This window comes from Oceanicoccus sp. KOV_DT_Chl, assembly GCF_900120175.1.
Taxonomy (GTDB): Bacteria; Pseudomonadota; Gammaproteobacteria; order Pseudomonadales; family Dasaniaceae; genus Oceanicoccus.
The window spans coordinates 454,338-474,982 of sequence record NZ_FQLF01000002.1 but is presented as its reverse complement, the minus strand read 5'-3'; the positions used below and the strand labels follow the sequence as shown (position 1 = coordinate 474,982).

Here is a 20,645-nt window from a genome sequence, read left to right as displayed (position 1 = left end):
GCGAGTATAAAGTACTGGCTGCCAACATTCATTAGCCGCCAATAGAAGATTGTATTGAGGAAAAGTTATGCCATCGTTCGATATTGTATCCGAAGTGGACTTACATATTTTTAGTAATGCCGTAGATCAAGCCGGTAGAATCATTGAAACCCGTTTCGACTTTAAAGGTGTTGATGCCAAATTTGATCGCAATGGGTTAACCGTTGTGATCTTTGCCGAATCGGATTTCCAAGTAGATCAAATGGAAGATATGCTCCGTAGCGCCTTAATTAAATGCAAAATCGATCCTAAAGCAATGACGCTTGGAGACATCGAAACCGCCGGTAAGCAGGTAAAGCGCCTGGTTACCATGCAGAATGGTCTGGAGTCCGATTTAAGCCGCAAGATCGTCAAGTTGATCAAGGATAAAAAATTAAAAGTACAGTCCCAAATCCAGGGTGAGCAAGTACGGGTGACCGGTAAAAAGCGTGATGATCTGCAGTCAGTCATGGCAATGTTACGTGAAGAAAAACTGGATCAAGCGTTGCAGTTTAATAATTTCAGAGATTAAGTTTTAGGCTGTTGATCAGTTTAAACCCCACTCAAAACAATAAACGGAATATGCATTGATTAGCCAAGAGTTAAAGCAAACCATTTTTAACCGACGAATGTTGATTTGTGTCTTTACCGGTTTTGCTTCAGGTTTACCGTTGTATATTTTGTTTCAGTTAGTACCGGCCTGGTTGCGTACGGAAGGTGTTGGCCTTAAAGAAATTGGTTTTTTCTCGTTAATTCAACTGCCCTATGCCTGGAAGTTTGTCTGGGCGCCTTTATTGGATCGTTATACCCCGTTATCAATTGGTCGTCGGCGCAGTTGGATGTTAATCACACAGTTGGCGTTGTTGGTGCTGGTTGCTTGCCTTGGTTTTTTCTCACCATTAAGCCAATTGAGCACTATAGCTATGCTCAGTGTTGCGGTGGCGTTTTTTAGTGCTACCCAGGATGTGACGCTGGATGCTTATCGGCGTGAATTATTACCCGATGTTGAGTTGGGTTTGGGTAATTCTATTCATGTGCAAGCGTATCGTATCTCCGGCTTAATTCCTGGCGCGCTGTCTTTGATATTGGCGGATTATCTACCCTGGCAGTCGGTATTTATTATCACCGCAGGATTTATGTTGGTGGGGGTGGCAATGACCCTGGTTATCAAGGAGGCCATGGTTAAACCATTAGTACCCAAAGGTTTGCGCGAGGCTATCATTACGCCGTTTAAAGATTTTTTTCAGCGTAATAGCTGGCAGGGTGGCTTGTTGGTGTTAGCATTTTTTTTTTTATAAGCTAGGCGATAACATGGCGGTGGCGTTGGCGACACCGTTTTATATCGACCTGGGCTTTAGTTTGACTGAAATAGGTGTGATCGCTAAAAACGCCGCGCTGTGGCCGTCTATTGTGGGTGGTTTATTGGGCGGGGTGCTGATGATAAAAATTGGTATTAATCGCGCATTATGGTGGTTTGGCGGAGTACAAATTATTACTATTTTTGGTTTTGCGTTATTAGCAGAAATGGGTGACAACCCGTGGGTGCTGGCGCTGGTTATTTCACTGGAATACTTAGGGGTTGGTTTGGGGACGGCGGCGATTACTGCGTTTATGGCGCGGGCGACCAATCCGGTGTTTGCAGCGACGCAATTTGCGTTGCTATCAGCGTTGGCGACAGTGCCACGGACGTTTTCCAGCGCCTTATCCGGGGTATTAGTGGAAAATATGGGCTGGACTCAGTTTTACTTTTTTTGTGCGGCACTGGCGGTGCCCGGCATGCTGTTGTTATTTAAAGTCGCACCCTGGCATGACCATACACCTACCGAACAACGCTAAGTTTACTTTTTATAAATTGGTTAAAAGCCTGCACTTTTGCTGTGCGGTGCATATCCCGGTGGGTTACCAGCCATAAATTTGTTTCCCATTCTTTTGGTCCTTGAAGTACACATTGCAGTTTTTGGATTGTTGCCGCACTCCAATCAGTGATGGGGGGCAATGCCAATCCCCTGTTCGGCGGCATACTGCAACGCCAGCATATCGGAGGAGCGAAAATAAATTTGCTGTGGTGGAATGGTGTGCTCCAGCCAGCTTAATGAAGCGATATTGGCATGCTGCGGCTGCTACCAAAAAACGGTGATCGTGATAATCCTGCAGATTTTTCATGCGGCCAAAGCGCTTGATATAAACGGGGGAGGCGTAGAGATCTGCGGCTATGGTTTGTAGGTGCTGAACAATAGTCCGGGTCTTTAGGTTGAGCGCCCGGCCGCAGGCTGATATGCGCTTCACCGTGTTCCAGTTTAAAAATTCGCGAGTCGACGATCAGGTCGATTCGGATTTCAGGATTGTGCTGTTGGAATTCGGCAATTAAAGGGCTAACCAGTGGCATTAATGCTGACACGGTAGTGATAACCAGAGTACCGCTGAGTTGCTCATCGGCGCCTTCTAGCTGACCGAGTAGTCGGTCAAAATCCTCTTGCGTTTGGCTGGCCGTTTTTAGTAATAATTGGCCGGCATCTGTCGTGGTGTAGCCACGTGCATGGCGATGAAATAGACGGGTATTCAGCCGTTTTTCCAGTGCATCGATACGCCGCAGAACGGTAGAGTGATGCACATTGAGTGCATTGGCTGCAGCCGAAAGTGTCCCGTGACGGGCGACCTGATAGGCAAAGTGAATATCACTCCAATCATTTATCTGTGCGCTCATGCACAGGAGTTTTGCATAAATCCTGTTTATGTTCAATTGTGCCTATGGATAATAGCGCCATCAGCTAATAAGTAAGCCAGTTAATTAAGAAAGAGGATTCAGTATGCAGTGGCGTAATCAGGCACAGTGCTGGGGCTGACAGCGGTGCTATTACACTGGCTGGTGGCGGTTACAGTAGTCGGGTTGTTTGCTCTAGGCTGGTGGATGACCGAGCTTGGGTATTATGACCCTTGGTATAAGCAGGCACCTTTTATCCACAAAAGTATGGGTTTGTTATTAGCGATGGTGGTCCTGGTTCGATTGGCCTGGCGGAAAATGGATCGCATACCTGACCCTGTTGCCAGCCATACACCTTGGGAAAGAGACTGGCAAAGTGGGTGCATGCGCTGCTGTATTTTCTACTGTTATTAATATTTATCAGTGGGTATTTGATTTCGACTGCCGATGGTCGCGGGATTAGTGTGTTTAATTTGTTTGAAATACCGGCCACGTTGCACAGTATTGAGGAGCAGGAAGATGTTGCTGGACAGTTTCACTGGTGGGCAGCTTGTACCTTAATCAGTTTGGTGGTTTTACATAGTGCGGGTGCCTTGAAACATCAGTTGCTAGATAAAGATGGCCTCTTTTAAGAATGTTAGGTCGTAACGGTTCGCAACAATAACGTTTAATACGTTTAACGGAGTAAAAAATGAAACATGTATCAATGAAAAAAGTCTTGGTAGGTTCGCTACTGTTGTTGGTGTCAGCGTTAACTGCCGCAGAAAATTACAAAATTGATGTGGCGGGAGCTCATGCTTTTATTGAGTTTAGAATTAAGCATTTAGGCTATAGCTGGTTAAGTGCCGCTTTAATACATTTGATGGTGAGTTCAGCTATGATCAAAAAAATCCGGCGGCCTCAAAGGTCAGTGTGGTTATTGATACCGCGAGTATTGATTCCAATCATGCTGAGCGTGACAAACATTTACGCAGTAAGGATTTTTTAGCAGTAGATAAATTTCCTCAGGCGAGTTTTGTCAGCCAGAGTTACGCTGAAGCTGCCGATGGCAGTGCGGTGCTGACGGGTCAATTGACATTGCATGGCGTGACCAAAACGATTGCTATTGATGTGCTGCCGGTTGGTCACGGTAACGATCCCTGGGGTGGCTATCGTCGTGGTTTTGAAGGGACGACCACCATAGCGCTTAAGGATTTTGGTATCACTACCGATTTGGGGCCGGCGTCTACGCATGTAGATTTGCGTTTAAGTGTCGAAGGTATTCGCCAATAATTATTGTTGAGGAAATTGAATAATGAAAATTCTTGCCTTTGCCGCCAGTAATAGTAGTCAGTCTATCAATAAACAGTTGCTGCAATACGCGCTGACATTGATAGAGCAGGGTGATGCGGAGTTGCTTGATATCAATGACTATGAAATGCCACTGTACAGCAGCGACCGTGAGGAACAGGGTGGAATTCCAGCATTAGCCCATCAGTTCAGGGAAAAAATTGACTGGGCGGATGCCTTGATTATTGCCTTCGCCGAGCATAATGGTTCATATACTGCGGCGTACAAAAATCTATTTGATTGGACTTCGCGTATTAATCCTAAAGTGTATCAAGCTAAGCCGATGGTATTGCTGGCAACGTCGCCAGGCCCTGGAGGGGCACGGAATGTGTTGAATGCGGCACAAACTTCGGCTCCGCATTTTGGTGGCGAGGTAAAAGCGACTTTATCTGTCGCTAGTTTTTACCAGCACTTTGATAGTGACAACGGTGAAATTAGCAACCCGAGATTCGCGAGCAACTAGCGCAGGCGTTGCGCAGTTATACTTATAGTGAGGATGGTTTTTTTCATTAGCGGTGGTTTTATTGAGCGTGTAACTGCTGAATCAAGGCTGGAATCTCATCGGGATGCAACAGCGTATGGTCGGGGTTAATTCCCAGTTCGGCATCCAGTGGTTGTTGGTGTTGAATCCAGACTGAAGTAATACCACTGTTATTTGCTCCGGCAATGTCGGCCGCTAAACTATCACCAACATGAATAGCTTCATGGGCTTCACAGTTAACCAGTTGCAGTGCTTTTAGAAAAATAGAGGGGCTGGTTTTTGTTCCGGTTGCTGGCCGCCAATAAGGATGTGATCGACATAGTCGCTTAAATTGAGTTTTTTGATTTTGGGTATTTGGGAATACTCGGGACCGTTGGTTATCACCACCAGTTTAAATAATTTTCTGGCACTGAGTAAAAAATCAGTGATGCCTGGGTAAAAATCAAAGGCCTCTATGCGGTGTTGGTCAAATTGGTCAAGAATGTTTTGCGCAAAATGGTCGTCGCTATTGTTGCTACCGTGTTTAGCAAGCAGATCATGGATGAGTTGCCGACGAAAAGCCCCTTCACTTTGTTGCTCAATAATAGGCGTATAACGCTGGCGTTGCTCATCGGTCCATTCCCGGTACATGCCTTTAACATATTGCTCAGCGAATAAGGGGCCGTCAAAGTGTTCGCCTAGTGTTTGTTGTAGGTTGCTGGCTAAGCGCTGTTTGGCTTGTTCATTTGCCCCTAGCGTGTCACAGAGGGTTTCGTCCATATCGAGGAACAGTGCTTTGATCATGATCTATAGGCTGCGTGTAAGTGGCTGGAGTAGTTAAACTGCGATTGCTAAAAACTATACCGGTTAACATTACTAATGCAAATTGCATTTAGTCGATTGCGGGCAGTGATCTTGAGTGTGGCTCACCTATGTGGATGGCCATGTGTTGGCGAAATACGGTTTATAAAAAAGCCGCCCCGGAGGGCGGCTGACTTTTACTCGAGGGGGAGCAAAAGTAGAACAGCAACGTTGCAGGTTGAGGGGGAGTATGTGCAACGCTGTTATAAGCAATATAGTGTGCTGATTATTATCTGCCAGATGGGGGGGCGGTTTTTGTGTATTCCTTCACAGTAATAATCCGATTTAACCCTGGTTGCTGGGGTAGATGTGATGAGGTCGACATAAATAGTAAGCAATACGGGCAATTGGTGGTGTTTACTCATAAGCGCGTAAATTAAATGTCGGGTGGTTTTGTCCAGGCAATGAGGCTTAAAAAGACAGGCTTATATCGCCATATACTGCGCGGGGCTCGCCGATAAAATACCTGTCGCCCTCAGCTGCCAAGCTGTTGTAATCAGCGCGTTCTGCATAATCTTCATCTGCAAGGTTGGTAACCCGCAAACCCAGACTAACCGCCTGATTAAGCTGTTGACGGACTCTGAGGTTGAGCAAGTCATGGCCTTCATAGCTATGCAGGTTATCGATATCTGTGTAGTACTTACCCATCGATACCCATTCCAGTTCAACCCTGGTGTGTTCGGTGGCGGTCCAACCTAATTGTACTGCGCTGTTTCTACGTGGAGCGGTATCAATATCATTGCCGTCGATAGCAAGGTCACTGGTTGCGCCAAACAGTGCGACATTGCTGTCGTATAGGTGGCGGGCAAACGTACCGGCCAGGTTAATATCCCAGCGGGGGCTGATTTGCCAAAACACATTATATTCAATGCCATAGTGCTGGGTTTTACCATTATCCAGGTTCAGTCGGTCCGAGGACTGGAAAATGACATTGGACTTATTCATATAGAAAGTGGTGAGCTGGTAACTAATCATTTCATCGCTGTGGCGAAAACCTAATTCTATCGATTGTAGTTCTTCTGAATCCAGCTGCGCGGTTAACTGCCCTTGCTGTAACCGATACATTTCAGTGGCTTGCGGCGCCCGAAAACTATGGGCTAAACGAATGATTCCGGTATTTTCGCTGCTAAATTCCTGATTAAGGCTGGCGTTGAAGGACCAGTTATCAAATGCATCTTTGCTATCGGCCGGGCGGCTATAACGACACGGGTTAGGGGTGCAGCTATTACCGTTTTCATCGGTATTGCCAGTTAGCATTTTATTGTCGTAGTCATACCGCAAGTATTCATAGCGCGTGCCGGCGGAGAGGGTGGTGCTGGGGCGCCATTGATAATCTGCGCTGACAAAGCCCGCGTAGAGTTGGGCTCCAACCTCATAATCGTATTGCTTGCCCGCTGGAAAACTGGCAAAGCCGCCTACTTGGGATTGCTCTAAGTAAGCATCGGTAAATTCAGTGTCAAAACCATTGATGAGAGTGACTTGTTTGTTGATAGGGCGTGAGTAGGCGGTTTGTATGCCTATGCTTTGTTGGCCATTTTTTTCCAGCGGGTCGCCGGGTAAAAAGTGCAGCAAGAATTCCATGTCACTGATGCGGATATAAGGTGTGGCAATAAATACCCCTTGGTCTGAGGTGGCTTTTTCGATATGGGTTTGTAAACGTGCTGAAGTGCTATCGCGAAAGGCTTCAGCATTACCATTTTCTCTTTTGCGCTGATCATCCTTGTATGCATCTTTACCGCTGACATAGCCGGCGGTTTCCTGATTCAGGTTGTTAAGGCTTAGCAGTGTGTTCACTTGGATGTCATCGCCAGCAAAGTCATGTCGCGCACTGAATTTTTGTTGGTCAAAACCGGCGTCGTCTTTATAGCCGCCGTCGCTTGCGCCGTTAAAACTGAGACGATAGCCATGTTGCTCGTTAGTAGTGCCGTGGCTTAGTTTTACCCGACCGTAGTCATTAGCTCCTGCTTCCATAGAGAGTGTGGTTTGCTGTTCAGGGGGCGCAGCCCGACTAATTACATTAATAACGCCATGCAGGGCATCAGAGCCATGTAGTACTGTGCCAGGTCCTCTTAGCACCTCAATCCGCTCTGCTTGCTCGGTATTGATATCAAATAGCTGATTAACATTACAAAAGCCGGTGGCGCGAACAGGCACACCATCTTCCGCGATGGTAAAAGCACCACAGCTACCAGCGCCAGTCAGTACCGGAGAGCGAATAGCGGTAAGATGTTCCTGGCCATTGCCTCGACTGATCCACACACCGGGGACGCGGGCGAGTGCTTCGGCAATGTGGATAGCATTAATTTGCAATAACTGCTCATGGTCAATCACCGAGACACTGCTAGTGGTTTGTTCTAATGGCTGTGCTACTCGGCTGGCGATAACCACGACAGTCTCCATGGCTTCAGCCTGAATGCAGCTACTGGCTAAAAGTATTAGCAGTGCTGCCAGCGGCTGTAATAGATTGGAGTGTGGACTGGCTGGTTTTGCTTTGGATATTTTTGGCATGGTAGCAGTGGTTGGTCAGTGATATTTTGGCTGAGGAGTATAACGAATACCTCAGTACGCTGCTGTGCTATTGCCCGAAAAAACCGTGACTATTTATCCATTGTTTGTATATGGCTAGTTTTTCGGCTTTAAAATTTGAATCTACCGGCAATGTCATCTAATTTATTAGGATAAGTTTTTTTCGGGTTCGTATTTTAATAAGGATGAGGTATGTCTACCACTAGCCCCCAGGTATTACTAATTGCTTCTGCAGACGTTATTCAGGCGCCATTGTTTCAGCAGTTGCAGGCTGCAGTGGCGGTATTACACGCCCAGAATGCGGATCAGGTTATCGATATCACTACTGATGAACAGGTGCAGCTAGTGGTCGTTGATAGTGAAAGTATGGGGGAGGCTGCTTTTGAAATCTGTATGTGGCTGAAGAGTGATGCAGAGGTTCGTAGTTTACCCGTTGTTGTATTAAGTTCTGAGCTAACAGCAGCGGTGGTTGGGCGTTGGTTGAACATTGGTGTTGCTGATGTGTTTGATACGGGTTTCCCAGTGGAGCTATTGACTGCCAAAGTGAATACCCTGTTGGAGTTGAGCTATAAAACAGAATTGCTGGCGGAAGTGGCCTCATTAGATGCATTAACCTCGGTGGCTGATAAGCAACGGTTAACAGAGTACCTGGATATTGAGTGGCGTCGTAGCTTGCGGGAATACTACCCGCTCTCGCTAATCAAGTTTGATATCGACCAATTTACAGGTTTCAACGATGTTCAGGGTATTGGTCTGGGTGATGCTGCGCTAAAGCGTATTGCCAAGGTATTACAAAACAACTGCCAGCGGGCTGCCGATATGGTATCTCGCTATGAAAATGATGAATTTGTAGTATTGCTGCCAGCAATAGAATTGGAAAATGCCTTGGCTGTCGCTGAGCGTATGGTGCAAGCGGTTGCTGATCTGGCCATTGATTACCCAGACTCGGACAGTGGCGTATTAACGATTAGTGCTGGTGTGGCGACGATTGAGCCGTCAAGAGATAAGCGAGTCCAGGACTTATTCGACGAGGCTGATGAGATGCTGGACAGTGCCCAGCAACAAGGAGGCAATCAAACGCAGGGTGTTTCACTGTAGTTGCCCGGTAGCCCCATTCGGGTCGATACCCTTAGATTGATAAATGGATAATCACATTTCTTTCGCCGCTGTAATGGCGATGCTCCCATAAATAAATTCCCTGCCATGTACCTAGCGCTAGTTGTCCGGCAATGACGGGAATAGACAAGCTTGTTGCCGTTAACGCTGATTTGATATGCGCAGGCATATCATCCGGTCCCTCAAGGGTGTGGGTATACAGTGGATCGTTTTCAGGTACTAATCGGTTAAGCCAGCTTTCCAGATCCCGTTGCGCAGAGGGGTCGTAGTTTTCCTGAATTAATAAACTCGCAGATGTGTGCTGGATAAAAAGCGTGCACAACCCCGACTGAATTTGGCTGTCGTGTACGACTTGTTGCACTTGCGTGGTGAACGCTGAAAGGCCCTGGCCGTTGACAGCAATGTTTAAGGTACGAATAGTCATGAACGGTTCCAATTATCCTTAGCCGTGAGGCAGCGGTAAGTTTGAATAGTTTTACTTACTTGAATATTCGCCGCAGCACCTGTTTCTTGAGGATCTCTATAGGTTGGTTTTTTCGGCAGGGAAAGTTAATTTTCCACCGCAAAATTTACAGAAATTGGCGTCGGCCTCATGGCCGATTTTTTCACAATTGCTGCAACGGCTAATACCGCGCTCACGTTGCATTTCTGATATCAGTTCAGCGCTAATTATTCCTGTAGGCACAGCGATAATTGCGTAACCTGTTAACATCGCGAGTGCAGCAATCCCTTGACCCAGTGGTGTATTGGGGGTGATGTCGCCGTAGCCTACGGTAGTGACAGTGACGATCGCCCAATAAATACTGCGTGGGATACTAGTAAAGCCATACCTTGGCCCTTCGATGATATACATCAGCGAGCCAAAGATGGTTACCACGACCAGCACTGAAAATAAAAAAACAAATATTTTTCGTCTCGCCATCAGTAGCGAGCGCAGTAAAATGTTCGCTTCGCTGCTGTACTGAAATAATTTCAGTACGCGGAATATTCGCAGTACCCTAAGCAGGCGGACAATCAACAACAGTTGGGCTGCTGGGAATATTAATGAGATATAGCTGGGTAAAATCGCCAGCAGGTCAACGGTACCATAGAAGCTAGTGGCGTAGGCTTTGGGGTTGGGGAACAATATAGTCTGGCAATATATTCACAGGTAAAAATAATGGTAAAAAACCATTCCGCGACGAGCAGATAAATGCCGTAATGTTGATGGATAGTTTCTACCGAATCCAGTGTCACTACTAATACACTCAACAAAATTGCAGCAATTAACATGATGTCAAAACTGCGACCACTGGTGGTGTCTGTGCCAAAAATAATGCGGTATAGTTTTTGTTTGGGTGTTTCCGTTGTGTGCATATACTGCGCCTATCGTTGCTTCTGCGGGCAATTTTCTGTTAATTTCGTCAGCCGAGGCCTATTTTTTATCTTTGTTTTTTTATCAAGGTAGAGCATAGCTGATGTGTGGGCCATTTTAAAAAATACGACTAAAAATATTAGCCCAAAAAAGGTTTTGCTTCGCATTCAATGTTGATTGCAAAAGAACGATCTAAGCATGTTGAGCCCGATGACAGTCGAAGTTGTTAAAATTACCAAGTTGCGAGTTAATCCACCATTGTGGGTAGCTCGATACTAATCAATGCGCCGCCTAACTCAGATTCTTCAATTTGAAGCTTTCCCTGGTAGCTATCGACAATATCACTGACTACATCAAGTCCAATGCCTTGCCCAGTGTGGCGGGTATCGGCTCGTTGCCCGCGTTGTACTAATAGTTGGCGCTGTTCCTTAGCAATGCCTCTGCCGTCGTCATGTATTTCTATACGCAATATATTGGCAGTGATGGTGGTTTTTATTTTGATCTGTTGTTGGCAGGCCTTGCAAGCATTGTCGAGCAGGTTGCCCAGTATTTCCATCAGGTCGCGTTGGTCACCTTTGAATTGGCTATTGGGGTTTAGGTCGAGAGAGAACTGAATATTTTTTTCCGCATACACTTTAGCCATTGCGCTGGTTAATCGATCGACACAGGTTTTAACATCAACACTGGCAATGAGCTGATGGGAGCTGGCCAATACAGCGCGTTGCAATTGATGGGTGATGATTTCATCCATGCGCTGGGTTTGTTCTGCGATGAGCGCTTTGTCGGTATCCGTATTGCTCTCGAGTTCTGTTTGAATAACTGCCAGCGGTGTTTTAAGACTGTGAGCCAGATCGGCCAACGTGTTGTGATAACGTTCCCGCTGTAATCGTTCCGTGCTGATGAGTTGGTTGAGGTTACTGGTAATGCGGTGTAATTCCTTGGGGAAGTGTCCCTCTACAGTGTCTTTTTCGCCTTTTTCTATTTGTTTTAAATTTTTTGCTAGCTGGCGCAATGGTTTTGTACCCCAGCGCATAATAAGCAGCAGGATAGTAATCAGTAGTATGCCGATGGCTACTAGCCAGCGGTGTAAGCTGCCGCGAAAATCTTCCAGCGTTTCCATAGTGGGGCGGCTGTCTTCGAGCACGCTAAAAGTAAATAATTGCGGTTCATCATTTTCCAGCTCCCACTGTACGCTGTAATGATAAATAAAATAATGGGATTTAATGACGAATTGGTTTTGGCCGGATTGGGTGAAATCCGTTTTGAGCAGTTGCGTATCCAGTTCCAGGTTGTGAGCGGAGTACGATGACCAGTAAATTTTATTGCCGCTGCTGACAAAACCGTAGAGGCCGGATTCAAAGTCATCAAAACGTGGTTCCCGTAGTTCATCCGGTAACTCAATGTTGTCATCGCCCAGACTGGCAGAAGAAACCAGTACATAATTTTGTAATCGTAGCTGCTCCTGTTTTGTGCTGTAGGTGTGTTCAAGGTTAAGTTGATGAATGATATAGGCAATAAATCCGAAAAATAAACCTAGTACCAATAGGCTGGAAATAAACAAACGGCCAAACAGAGTGTTAAGCATTTACCTTTCCTCTTATTTCGGTTCCAGAGTAAATCGATAACCTTGGCCGCGAATGGTGGCGATGGGTTTGAGTTGGTTGTCTGGATCGATCTTTTTACGCAAGCGCCCAATAAAGACTTCGATTACGTTGCTATCACGGTCAAAGTCCTGACTATAGAGATGCTCGGTTAGCTCCGTCTTTGATATCACTTTACCAGCATGATGCGCTAAATACTCCAGAGTGTTGTACTCATAGCTGGTAAGGGTCATCGTTTCGCCATTGAGATGCGCGGTTTTGCTGGCGGTATCAATGGTTAGTGGAGGGTATTCGAGTATCGGGGTAGCGCTACCGGCACTCCGGCGGAGCAACGCATTGACTCTGGCGATCACTTCTTCCATGTGGAATGGTTTAACGACATAGTCGTCGGCACCCGCTTCCAGTCCTTCCACTTTATCCTGCCAGTCACCCCTGGCGGTTAATATCAACACCGGGTAAGTTTTACCTTGTTGGCGAATTGTCCGGATGAGCTCGATACCGGTCATGCCTGGCAAGCCTATATCAATAATCGCCAGATCATAGGGGTACTGGTCAGCCATAAACAGGCCTTCTTTGCCATCTGCCGCAGCGTCGGCAGCAAAGCCATTACTTTGTAATGCAGCGCTTAATTGCTGGCGGATATGGTGTTCATCTTCAACGATCAATATGCGCATTAGGATTGAGACTTTTTCGAGTTATGGATGGGTTTTGTTTGATTGTAGCAGGGTGTTGCGGGGACTCGTAGCGGCTTCAGAGCATAAAAAAACGGCAAGCCATGGAGGCTTGCCGTTTTACATACGGTTGTAGCTAGGAATTTTACTTGCAAACAGCCTTGGCAGTCTTGATTTGCTTTTTGCTGCAGTCGTCCTGACCGCCTTTACCTACGCACCATTTCTTACGGTTATCCCAGGCAGAGATGTCAGCATCTACGCCATTAGAACATTTAACAACATAGTGTGAATAAATCAGGTCATTGGAGACTACGATGTCTTCAATGTACTTGATACTGGTTGGTTTCGCAGCAAAAGCGCCAGCGCTTACCGTTAAAGCCGCAGCTGTAATAATCGCTTTGCTAAAAGTTGATAGTTTCATTGTTAACACTCCAGATGGGTAAGTCGTTAAATTTATTGGTTTCGTTTAAGTTTGAAAGGATTATGGACTACCGAAACTGAATGCAAGCTGAATGAAATACAGGTTTTTTGATAAATTTCAGATTTTTGGCTTCAGATAGGCTATTTCGATTGAAATTTAGCCAGTTCTTCCGGGGATAAAGGTTGGTACATTGGTTTGTAGCCCTCTTCAATCAGTCGACAATGGTGGCAGCTCATGGAATGATTGGAAATTTTTACCCAGCGTTTTTTGAATGGGATTAAGCCCCAGGAACCGTGAGTGATGAAGTAATCCCCATGTTTTTTACCCTGCATGTTCAGGTATTGTGAATTGAGTAGTAGTGGGCGGATGACGGAGCTCAGTGTTTGTTTACAAAACTGGCAATGCCGTTTTCGTCTGGCGTCGAGATACGCGATAGCGCTGTAGAGAATGGTTGCTGCGATTGCACCTGAGATTAGATAGTGTGAAATATCAGGAAAGACTAAGGTAGCAGCCAAGCTGCCGATGATAGCCAGCAGCAATAGACTGTAAACTAAAATAAAGCTCGCTTTGATGGTTTTGGATTCGAGTGAGGGAACCCGGTTGTAAGTGGCTAAATTATCCATGGATTAAAACTGACCGCTGTTTACCGTTGCTTGTTAATCTTGTTACCACCGAGACTGCTGTTTTTGTCGATGTAACATAGTAGCCCGCCCGCTCAACAATGAGAACTGGGCTTGCATTAGCATTGCCCCTAGTCAAATATAGGAGCTATTTTGTTAGGTGGTTATTTATCTTACTTGAGTGACATTATAGAGTGAGATGCAGAATAAAGGTTGGTCAATGTTGCATCGCAATTTAATGTATTTATTTCTGCTACTGTCTTTTTCAGTTTACGGCACTGAATCGGCCATTGTGCTAACCGAGACGGATACGGAAATAGAAATATTAGCCCGCTCCGGGGGCTTGTATTTAGCTGCGCCCGGCAGTCGTGAAATGTCTGATGTAGCCACGGATGCCCCCATCGCTCCAGTTGACCCCGCTGCGTTTGTTGCCAATTTAAAAAAGGTCGATCAGGTAGATCAAGTCGCGGGTGGCAGTTACTGGTTGTATACAAAAATAGATAATCAGACTAAGAATAAAGAGTGGGTACTTAGCCCGTTTAATGCTCTGATTGATCGCGTTCATGTCTATCTTTATCGCCCGCAGGGTGTCAGTCATTTCCATGCGGGATATCTTTACCCTACCAGTACAACTTGCACTATGGTGTAGATTTTGATTTGCAGCCAGGTGAGCAGTTAGAAATTTTAATGTTAATTGAAAGCCGGTATTTTTCTGGCTTACCTGTTGTTGAAGTCGTCGCCAGACAGCATTATCAGCAGGCAATTTCGAATAATAATTTAATTATTATCGGCTGTTTAGGCGCTATGGTGATGTTGGCGCTTTATAATTTATTTATCGGTATATCTATAAAAGATAGAAGCTATCTCTATTATGCTGCGTATCTGACGAGTTCGTTTATTGCTTGGTCAGGTACATTTAATGGCTTTGCACAGTTATTTAATTGGTATAGCTATACCTTGGTTATCCCCACTTTTTTTCTCACGATTACTTTTAATACCCTGTATTTTATTCACTTTCTAGAGTTGCCCAAGCATCATCCGTGGCTGACCAAGTTTGCCTATACATTTGTTGCAATTGGCTTTTTACTGTTGTTTTGTTTGCCCTTTATGTCACCCGGCCAGTATATGGTGTTGTATGGTATCGGCAGTTCTGTGTGGATTATATTTGGACTCTTTGTCGGTCTGCTGCGATTAAGTGAAGGCTATAAACCTGCACGCTATTTTGTCGCGGCCTTTTTGATTTTATTTTCGGGAACTGTGGTCTCAATTCTGCATTTGTTCGGGTTTCCGCCGTTGGTACGTGACAGCTATCTGGTGACAGTGGTGGCGCAAACGTTTGATATGCTGCTGTTAGCGTTGGCCCTGGCCGATAGGATTACGCTGCTTAGGAAGCAGAAGGAAGTTGCGCTGCAACAGTCTATAGATGTAGAGCATAGGGCGATGGCTACCGAGCAGCAGGCTAATATCAAGTTGCAGGCAGCCTTGAAGATTTCGGAGGAGGAAAACCAACGTAAAAGTGATTTTTTGCGGATGGTGAGTCATGAGCTGCGAACGCCCCTTCACTCTATCGTGTCCTCGGTTGAGCAATGGAATGATAGCGAAGATGAATTTCTTAAAAAAGATCTTCTGGACTATATCAGCTATGGAGCAGCACGGTTGCGGACGCAGGTTGATAATTTGGTGTTACTGGCTGAAACCGATGACGAAAATTTACAGCTGACTACAGTAGATTTTGAGATCAGGCCGTTATTGGATCGGTTGGCTGCCGCTGTTGCCAATCAGGTACATCCCGAGGTCAACTTCGTCTATTTACTACCAGCCGATGCTGGTGGGCAACTGCCTGCTGTGGTGACCGGTGATGCCTATTTTCTTGAGCATATGTTGCGGTCGGTTCTGGAAAATGCTTGTCAGTACACTGAGCTGGGGCAGATTGAATTCAGTGTTAGTTGGAACGAGGTGGATCAGGCGCTCAATATTGATGTTAGGGATACTGGTTGTGGAATGACCAACGAGCAACAAAAGGAAATGTTTAATTCTTTTGTGCAAGTGAGCCGAGGCCTTGAACGTCAGTCAGAAGGGTTGGGGCTGGGCTTAACGCTGTGTTATCGCATCAGTGAATTATTGGCTGCTGACTTTGTGATTGATTCAGAGCCCGGTGCTGGTACCAATGTGCATATTCGTGTACCGCTGTCGCTGGATACTGAAAGGGTTGAGGTTCCGGTTGCGGAAGGGAAGCCTGTAGGCACACTGTTGGTGGTTGAAGATAATGTGATTAATGCGCAGGTACTGCAGCGTTTAGTTAGCAATTTGGGTTACGAGGTCGAAGTGGTTCATTCTGGCCAGGAAGCGCTAGCGCGTTTGGCAGATTGCGTTTATGACCTGATTTTGATGGATGTCCAAATGCCGGTAATGGATGGTATCACTGCTACCCGCTGGATTCGCCAGCGCGGTATCAGCACGCCTATTATTGCCGTGACAGCTAACAGTGACCCTGAGGTGCGGCGGCACTGTATGGAGGTTGGTATGAATGATTTTATGGTGAAGCCAGTGCGGCGTGCGGATTTACAGCGGGTGTTGGAGCGGCAATATTCTGATCGACAATCCAGCTGAGCGGCGTGCTCACAGCGTGTATAAAATGTCAGTTTCGAATCAAAATTGCCAGCTAGCATCAATGCCAAATGTCCGCGGAGGTCCGTACATTGTATAGTGATAGCCAAAACTTTCGCTGAGGTTAATAGCGTAAGTTTTGTAGCTTTTATCACCCAGATTTTTACCCCATACCGTAATTATTAGCGGGCTATTATGTGGCTGGATAGCTAGTTGCGCATTAACCAATGTGTAGCTAGCTTGGCTAATGTCTTCGTAACCGGCAGTGTCATTAAAAGCGGTAAACCATTGTTGGTCTTGATAATTAAGGTCAAGGTGGGCAAAGAGGGTAAGACTTGCCAGATCGAGTGCATAGTCTGCCGCGAGGTTAGCATTGTAATCGGGGGCGGCGATCAGTTGGTTACTGGATAAATCCCAACTTTGCCCTTGCGCATCCAGATTGGGGCCGTTTTTGTATTCTGAGTCCAGCCAGCCAAGACCTAGGTGAATCGTTAGCGCGGAAGTGGCGATGGCATGCAATTCGAGCTCTAGACCTCGGACGGTGGAGCGGTCTGCACTATCCAGTAACTGTCGTGTACCCACTACATTAATAAATTGCTGGTTGCGGTAGTCATAGTAGAACAAAGCAGTGTTATAACGGACTCTGCCATTTTCCGTTTCGCCTTTTATTCCTAGTTCATAGGCGTTGACGTATTCCGGCTCTACCGGTGTTAACTCGGAGGCATCAGTGGTGGCGGCACCATTAAACGCACCGCTGCGATAACCGCGGTTATAGCTAGCATAGAACAAGTGCCGATCATCCCATTGATAATCGAGTGCCAGCTTGCCGCTCCATTCCCGGTCGGTAAATTGTTGCCTCGGATGAACGGCATTAGGGTCGTAAGGGGCAGTGAAAGGGATTAGGCCAAACTGCGGTATTTGATCGTAGTCAGTGATATAGCTGTGAACATTAAACTGGCTGTTTTTATCTTCGGTATAGCGCAGGCCGCTGGTAAGAGTAGCTGCCGTGTTCAGTTTAAAGCTCATTTCCCCGTATATCGCTTGGCTGCTGCGCTCTTGCTCATAACGTTGAATTTGGCTGAAACCACTAACAATACCAGTAAGTGGTGCAACAAAGTTAGGCACTATGGATTGCAAACCGTGATAATAATCATAGCTAACGTCAGTCTCGATTTGTTCTTTATTGAAATACAAACCTACGGTATACCACAGCGTATCGGAGTGGTTGCTGCTGATACGAAGGTCCTGACTCCACTGCTTGAGTTCGCTGAGATAATCAATCTCCAATAGTTGTTGCGGGGTACCGTCACTGTCGGCACGGTGATCATAATCACCACGATAAAAACCGCTGATAGACGTTAAGGTATGCTGGCCACTATCGTAACTAACGGTTAACGAGCCACCATCGGTTTTGATGTCGGTGGTGTCAACTTTATTGGAGTCTGCATCAAAACTGTCGTAACTGTCGGGGCGGGTATAAAACGGCTGATTGGCCGCTGCAAGTTGTGCGCTGAGATAATCAATGCCATTAAAGGTCGCATTGGGAATTACCGCCTGGGTTTCCGGCTGGCTGCGGCCGCTGTTTAGTTTCAGTACGGCAGACCACTGTTCGCTGGCCTGATAATTGATTGTAAGTCTTAACGCATGCCGGTCAGTAGCGCTTAAATCTTTCGCTCCGGGGGTATGATTTTCTGCAAAGCCCTCTGCCTGTTTGGCGCTAAGGGCTAGTCGCGCAGACAATTGCTGCTCGATCAGTGGTGTTTCGTAAGCCGCGTCGATCGTCTGCTGCTGGTAGTTACCGATGCCTAGCGTCAGAAAGCCATCTGCGCTAAAGTCTGGCGTTTTGCTGATAATATTTATAGCGCCTGCCGTGGTGTTTTTGCCATATAGGGTCCCTTGCGGTCCTCTTAATACTTCAATTCTGTCTACATCAAAGGTTTGCAGCCCGTGGCTGTAATTACTACTGAGATATACTTCATCCAGATAAACACCAATCGGACTGGATTGATTGACGCTGTAGTCAGCCATTGAGATACCCCGGATAGAGAATATCGGGAGAACCTCGCCATTGGGTAGCGCCGCCTGGACGTTGGGGGTCATAGCGGTAATATTGCTGAGGGTCTGGATGCGATTTTTATTAAGATCAGCGGCGGTTATAGCAGTGATAGCTAGCGGGACCATTTGTACATTTTGTGGTCTTTTTTGAGCAGTGACAGTCACTTCTTCCAATTGCGACGCCGTGGCCAGCAATGGCTGACCAGTTAGTACCGCTAGTAATAACGCCTTGCCAGTCAGGCAGGTGCGCCACCAGGTTGCAATAGCAAGCGAAATTTGGACTTTAAGTAACAAGCAGTGATCACCAGCATTGGTTATTTTTAGGGCGCCAGTGTACACGTTGGCTGCCGAAATTGAGTAGTCTTGTTTAGTGAGAAGGTAATAAAAAACTTTTTTTAATCACCATTATTCACATGTAACTTTTAGGTGAATGTGGCGAACAGTCAATATATACTGGCCGCGTAACTCGCAAAAAAAGAGAGAATTGCATGCTAATTTTAACGCGTAGGATTGGTGAGAACCTGATTATCGGTGACGAAGTAACCGTTTCCGTATTGGGTGTAAAAGGGAATCAAGTGCGTATTGGCATTGACGCGCCAAAACACGTACAAGTTCACCGTGAAGAGATCTACAAGCGTATTCAGCTGGAAAAGAGCGGCGAAGCACATCAGGAAGCCAACGGTAATCTCTAACGTTTTTACTGTTTGAGCGTTGTTAACAGGTGTATTTGCTAGAAGTGCTTTTTCTGGTCTCTTTAAAAAGTGAAATCATTTTAGATGTTCCGGTTCACTGTCGAAACATTGCTTAATTACTATCGATACCAATAAAACAATAATGATTTGTGTATTCAGTGTAGTCATTGGCAATAAGTGTTAGATAAATAATCAACGTATAGCCGCAATCATGCCCGCGCATAATTGCTGTATTTCTTCGTCCGAAATAATGTAGGGCGGAATGGTGTACAGCAGTTTACCAAAGGGGCGCAGCCAAATACCCTGGTCGACCAGACGCTGTTGAATATCTGCCATATCCACCGCTTGTTTGAGTTCGATTACTCCCAGGCTTCCTAAGACTCTGACATCTGCAACGCCTGGTAGCGCTCTGGCTGGCGCTAAGCCGGCTGTTAGTTGGGCTTCCAGATTCGCTACAACCCCCTGCCAATCCTGCGCGAGTAATAGCTCTACACTGGTAAACGCAATGGCTGTCGCCAGCGGGTTGGCCATAAAAGTGGGGCCATGCATTAATGCAGCCGCTTCACCCTCACAAATACCTGTGCTGACTTTATCGTTACACAGTGTGGCAGCCAGTGATAAATAGCCGCCAGTAAGGCATTTACCTAAACACAAAATATCCGGTTCGATTGCGGCATGTTCGCAGGCAAATAATTTGCCGGTACGTCCAAAGCCGGTGGCAATTTCATCGCATATTAATAACACGTCATAGTGGTCACATAATTGTCGTACTTGCCTGAGGTATTCGGCTGCATAGAAATGCATGCCGCCAGCCCCTTGTACGATAGGCTCCAGTATCACCGCTGCCAGGCAGTGGTGCTGTTGTTCGATTAAGTGTTTAAAACTATCTATGTCGCCATCAGCCAGTATCTGGCCAAATTGGCTTTGGGGTCTGTCAGCAAAAAAGTGCTGTGGCAGCACATCACTGAACATATGGTGCATGCCGGTGACAGGGTCACAGGTCGCCATCGCACCAAAGGTATCGCCGTGATAGCCGCCTTTGAGAGTGAGTAATCGATGTTTTTCCGGGCGGCCGATAGAGTACCAGTATTGGATGGCCATCTTGATGGCCACTTCAACGGCCACGGACCCCGAGTCACTGAAAAACACCTTATTTAAAGTCGGGGGGTAATATCAACCAGTAATTTTGCCAGTTTTACCGCCGGTGGGTGAGTGATACCACCAAACATCACATGGGACATATCATCCAACTGATCCTTTGCCGCTTGATTCAGCACTGGGTTATTGTAGCCGTGGATCGCCGACCACCAGGATGACATGCCATCAATTAACTCGCGACCATCAGCGAGTTTGAGTTTAACGCCTTGTGCAGAAACCACGGGAAATACTGGTGGCGCATCAATCATCGAGGCATAGGGGTGCCAGATATATTGTTTATCGAGGGCTAAAAGTTGCTGTTCGCTTAACTCTGACGGGGCATTGGTGGCGAAGATCTCTTATTCAGGGGGATTGTTGGCTGGTGGCTATTGTATGAGATGCGGCCCCCTGTTTAAATCACCTTTCATAATTTTACGGAAAGGAGTCCGTCGCGATGAATTCGATTAGTGATCAAG

At 46.3% G+C, this 20,645-nt stretch carries 16 protein-coding genes and 5 pseudogenes; 10 read left to right on the top strand and 11 right to left on the bottom strand.

Annotated elements, in window-relative coordinates; genetic code table 11:
* Positions 1 to 67 precede the first annotated feature (67 nt).
* The 3 genes from UNITIG_RS05830 to UNITIG_RS25475 are packed head-to-tail and all read left to right on the top strand — an operon-like array spanning position 68 to position 1,854.
* The gene (locus UNITIG_RS05830; protein ID WP_101757538.1) at positions 68 to 550 is read left to right on the top strand and encodes a YajQ family cyclic di-GMP-binding protein; all 483 of its coding nucleotides are present in this window, start codon (positions 68 to 70) and stop codon (positions 548 to 550) included.
* Positions 551 to 605: 55 nt separating this feature from the next.
* Entirely contained in the window at positions 606 to 1,316 is a 711-nt protein-coding gene (locus UNITIG_RS25480; protein WP_369809149.1) for an MFS transporter, read from the top strand.
* A 13-nt stretch (positions 1,317 to 1,329) separates the two neighbouring features.
* Positions 1,330 to 1,854: an MFS transporter gene (locus tag UNITIG_RS25475; RefSeq protein ID WP_369809148.1), complete on the top strand. Its 525-nt coding sequence runs from the start codon at positions 1,330 to 1,332 to the stop codon at positions 1,852 to 1,854.
* A 253-nt stretch (positions 1,855 to 2,107) separates the two neighbouring features.
* Here the strand turns inward: UNITIG_RS25475 and UNITIG_RS05820 are convergent, their stop codons facing one another.
* Positions 2,108 to 2,722, bottom strand: coding sequence for a LysR family transcriptional regulator (locus tag UNITIG_RS05820; RefSeq protein ID WP_200821207.1), 615 nt, complete (start codon positions 2,720 to 2,722; stop codon positions 2,108 to 2,110).
* Positions 2,723 to 2,848: 126 nt separating this feature from the next.
* Here UNITIG_RS05820 and UNITIG_RS25280 point away from each other — a divergent pair.
* The 3 genes and pseudogenes from UNITIG_RS25280 to UNITIG_RS05805 all read left to right on the top strand — a co-directional run bounded on the left by UNITIG_RS25280 (position 2,849) and on the right by UNITIG_RS05805 (position 4,511).
* Positions 2,849 to 3,351 (top strand): annotated as a pseudogene (locus UNITIG_RS25280) (cytochrome b).
* A 74-nt stretch (positions 3,352 to 3,425) separates the two neighbouring features.
* A pseudogene (locus UNITIG_RS05810) lies at positions 3,426 to 3,991 on the top strand (YceI family protein).
* Between the two features lie 22 nt (positions 3,992 to 4,013).
* Entirely contained in the window at positions 4,014 to 4,511 is a 498-nt protein-coding gene (locus UNITIG_RS05805; RefSeq protein ID WP_101757537.1) for an NADPH-dependent FMN reductase, read from the top strand.
* A gap of 58 nt (positions 4,512 to 4,569) precedes the next feature.
* Here UNITIG_RS05805 and UNITIG_RS05800 read toward each other — a convergent pair.
* A pseudogene (locus UNITIG_RS05800) lies at positions 4,570 to 5,288 on the bottom strand (HAD family hydrolase).
* Positions 5,289 to 5,780: 492 nt separating this feature from the next.
* Positions 5,781 to 7,877 (bottom strand): TonB-dependent receptor, encoded by a 2,097-nt coding sequence (locus UNITIG_RS05795; protein ID WP_101757536.1) that lies wholly within the window; start codon positions 7,875 to 7,877, stop codon positions 5,781 to 5,783.
* A 210-nt stretch (positions 7,878 to 8,087) separates the two neighbouring features.
* Here UNITIG_RS05795 and UNITIG_RS05790 point away from each other — a divergent pair, with 210 nt between their 5' ends.
* Entirely contained in the window at positions 8,088 to 8,993 is a 906-nt protein-coding gene (locus UNITIG_RS05790; protein ID WP_101757535.1) for a diguanylate cyclase domain-containing protein, read from the top strand.
* A 31-nt stretch (positions 8,994 to 9,024) separates the two neighbouring features.
* On the opposite strand, the gene UNITIG_RS05785 is transcribed toward UNITIG_RS05790, so the two are convergent.
* From UNITIG_RS05785 to UNITIG_RS05760, 6 genes and pseudogenes are all read right to left on the bottom strand, one after another.
* Positions 9,025 to 9,435 carry a secondary thiamine-phosphate synthase enzyme YjbQ gene (locus UNITIG_RS05785; protein ID WP_101757534.1) on the bottom strand — a complete coding sequence of 137 codons (411 nt, stop codon included), beginning with the start codon at positions 9,433 to 9,435 and terminating at the stop codon, positions 9,025 to 9,027.
* Between the two features lie 96 nt (positions 9,436 to 9,531).
* Positions 9,532 to 10,367, bottom strand: a pseudogene (locus UNITIG_RS05780) (ion transporter).
* A 245-nt stretch (positions 10,368 to 10,612) separates the two neighbouring features.
* Entirely contained in the window at positions 10,613 to 11,950 is a 1,338-nt protein-coding gene (locus UNITIG_RS05775) for an ATP-binding protein (protein ID WP_101757533.1), read from the bottom strand.
* Between the two features lie 12 nt (positions 11,951 to 11,962).
* Entirely contained in the window at positions 11,963 to 12,640 is a 678-nt protein-coding gene (locus UNITIG_RS05770) for a response regulator transcription factor (RefSeq protein ID WP_101757532.1), read from the bottom strand.
* A 142-nt stretch (positions 12,641 to 12,782) separates the two neighbouring features.
* Positions 12,783 to 13,058, bottom strand: a complete 276-nt coding sequence (locus UNITIG_RS05765; protein WP_101757531.1) for a hypothetical protein — start codon at positions 13,056 to 13,058, stop codon at positions 12,783 to 12,785.
* 140 nt (positions 13,059 to 13,198) lie between these two features.
* Positions 13,199 to 13,681 (bottom strand): hypothetical protein, encoded by a 483-nt coding sequence (locus UNITIG_RS05760; protein ID WP_101757530.1) that lies wholly within the window; start codon positions 13,679 to 13,681, stop codon positions 13,199 to 13,201.
* A gap of 196 nt (positions 13,682 to 13,877) precedes the next feature.
* Here UNITIG_RS05760 and UNITIG_RS05755 point away from each other — a divergent pair, with 196 nt between their 5' ends.
* Both UNITIG_RS05755 and UNITIG_RS05750 read left to right on the top strand, forming a co-directional pair.
* Positions 13,878 to 14,327, top strand: coding sequence for a 7TM-DISM domain-containing protein (locus UNITIG_RS05755; protein WP_101757529.1), 450 nt, complete (start codon positions 13,878 to 13,880; stop codon positions 14,325 to 14,327).
* Complete coding sequence (locus UNITIG_RS05750) at positions 14,312 to 16,288, top strand: 7TM diverse intracellular signaling domain-containing protein (RefSeq protein ID WP_101757528.1); 1,977 nt, start codon at positions 14,312 to 14,314, stop codon at positions 16,286 to 16,288. The genes UNITIG_RS05755 and UNITIG_RS05750 overlap by 16 nt, the downstream gene beginning before the upstream one ends.
* 39 nt (positions 16,289 to 16,327) lie before the next feature.
* Here UNITIG_RS05750 and UNITIG_RS05745 read toward each other — a convergent pair whose 3' ends face one another.
* Positions 16,328 to 18,634: a TonB-dependent receptor gene (locus UNITIG_RS05745; RefSeq protein ID WP_145999102.1), complete on the bottom strand. Its 2,307-nt coding sequence runs from the start codon at positions 18,632 to 18,634 to the stop codon at positions 16,328 to 16,330.
* Positions 18,635 to 18,828: 194 nt separating this feature from the next.
* Between UNITIG_RS05745 and csrA the strand changes: the two genes are divergently transcribed.
* On the top strand, positions 18,829 to 19,032 hold the full coding sequence (gene csrA / locus UNITIG_RS05740) for a carbon storage regulator CsrA (protein ID WP_101757526.1): 204 nt from the start codon (positions 18,829 to 18,831) through the stop codon (positions 19,030 to 19,032).
* A gap of 192 nt (positions 19,033 to 19,224) precedes the next feature.
* Here the strand turns inward: csrA and bioA are convergent.
* Positions 19,225 to 20,438, bottom strand: a pseudogene (gene bioA / locus UNITIG_RS05735) (adenosylmethionine--8-amino-7-oxononanoate transaminase).
* Between the last annotated feature and the right edge of the window lie 207 nt (positions 20,439 to 20,645).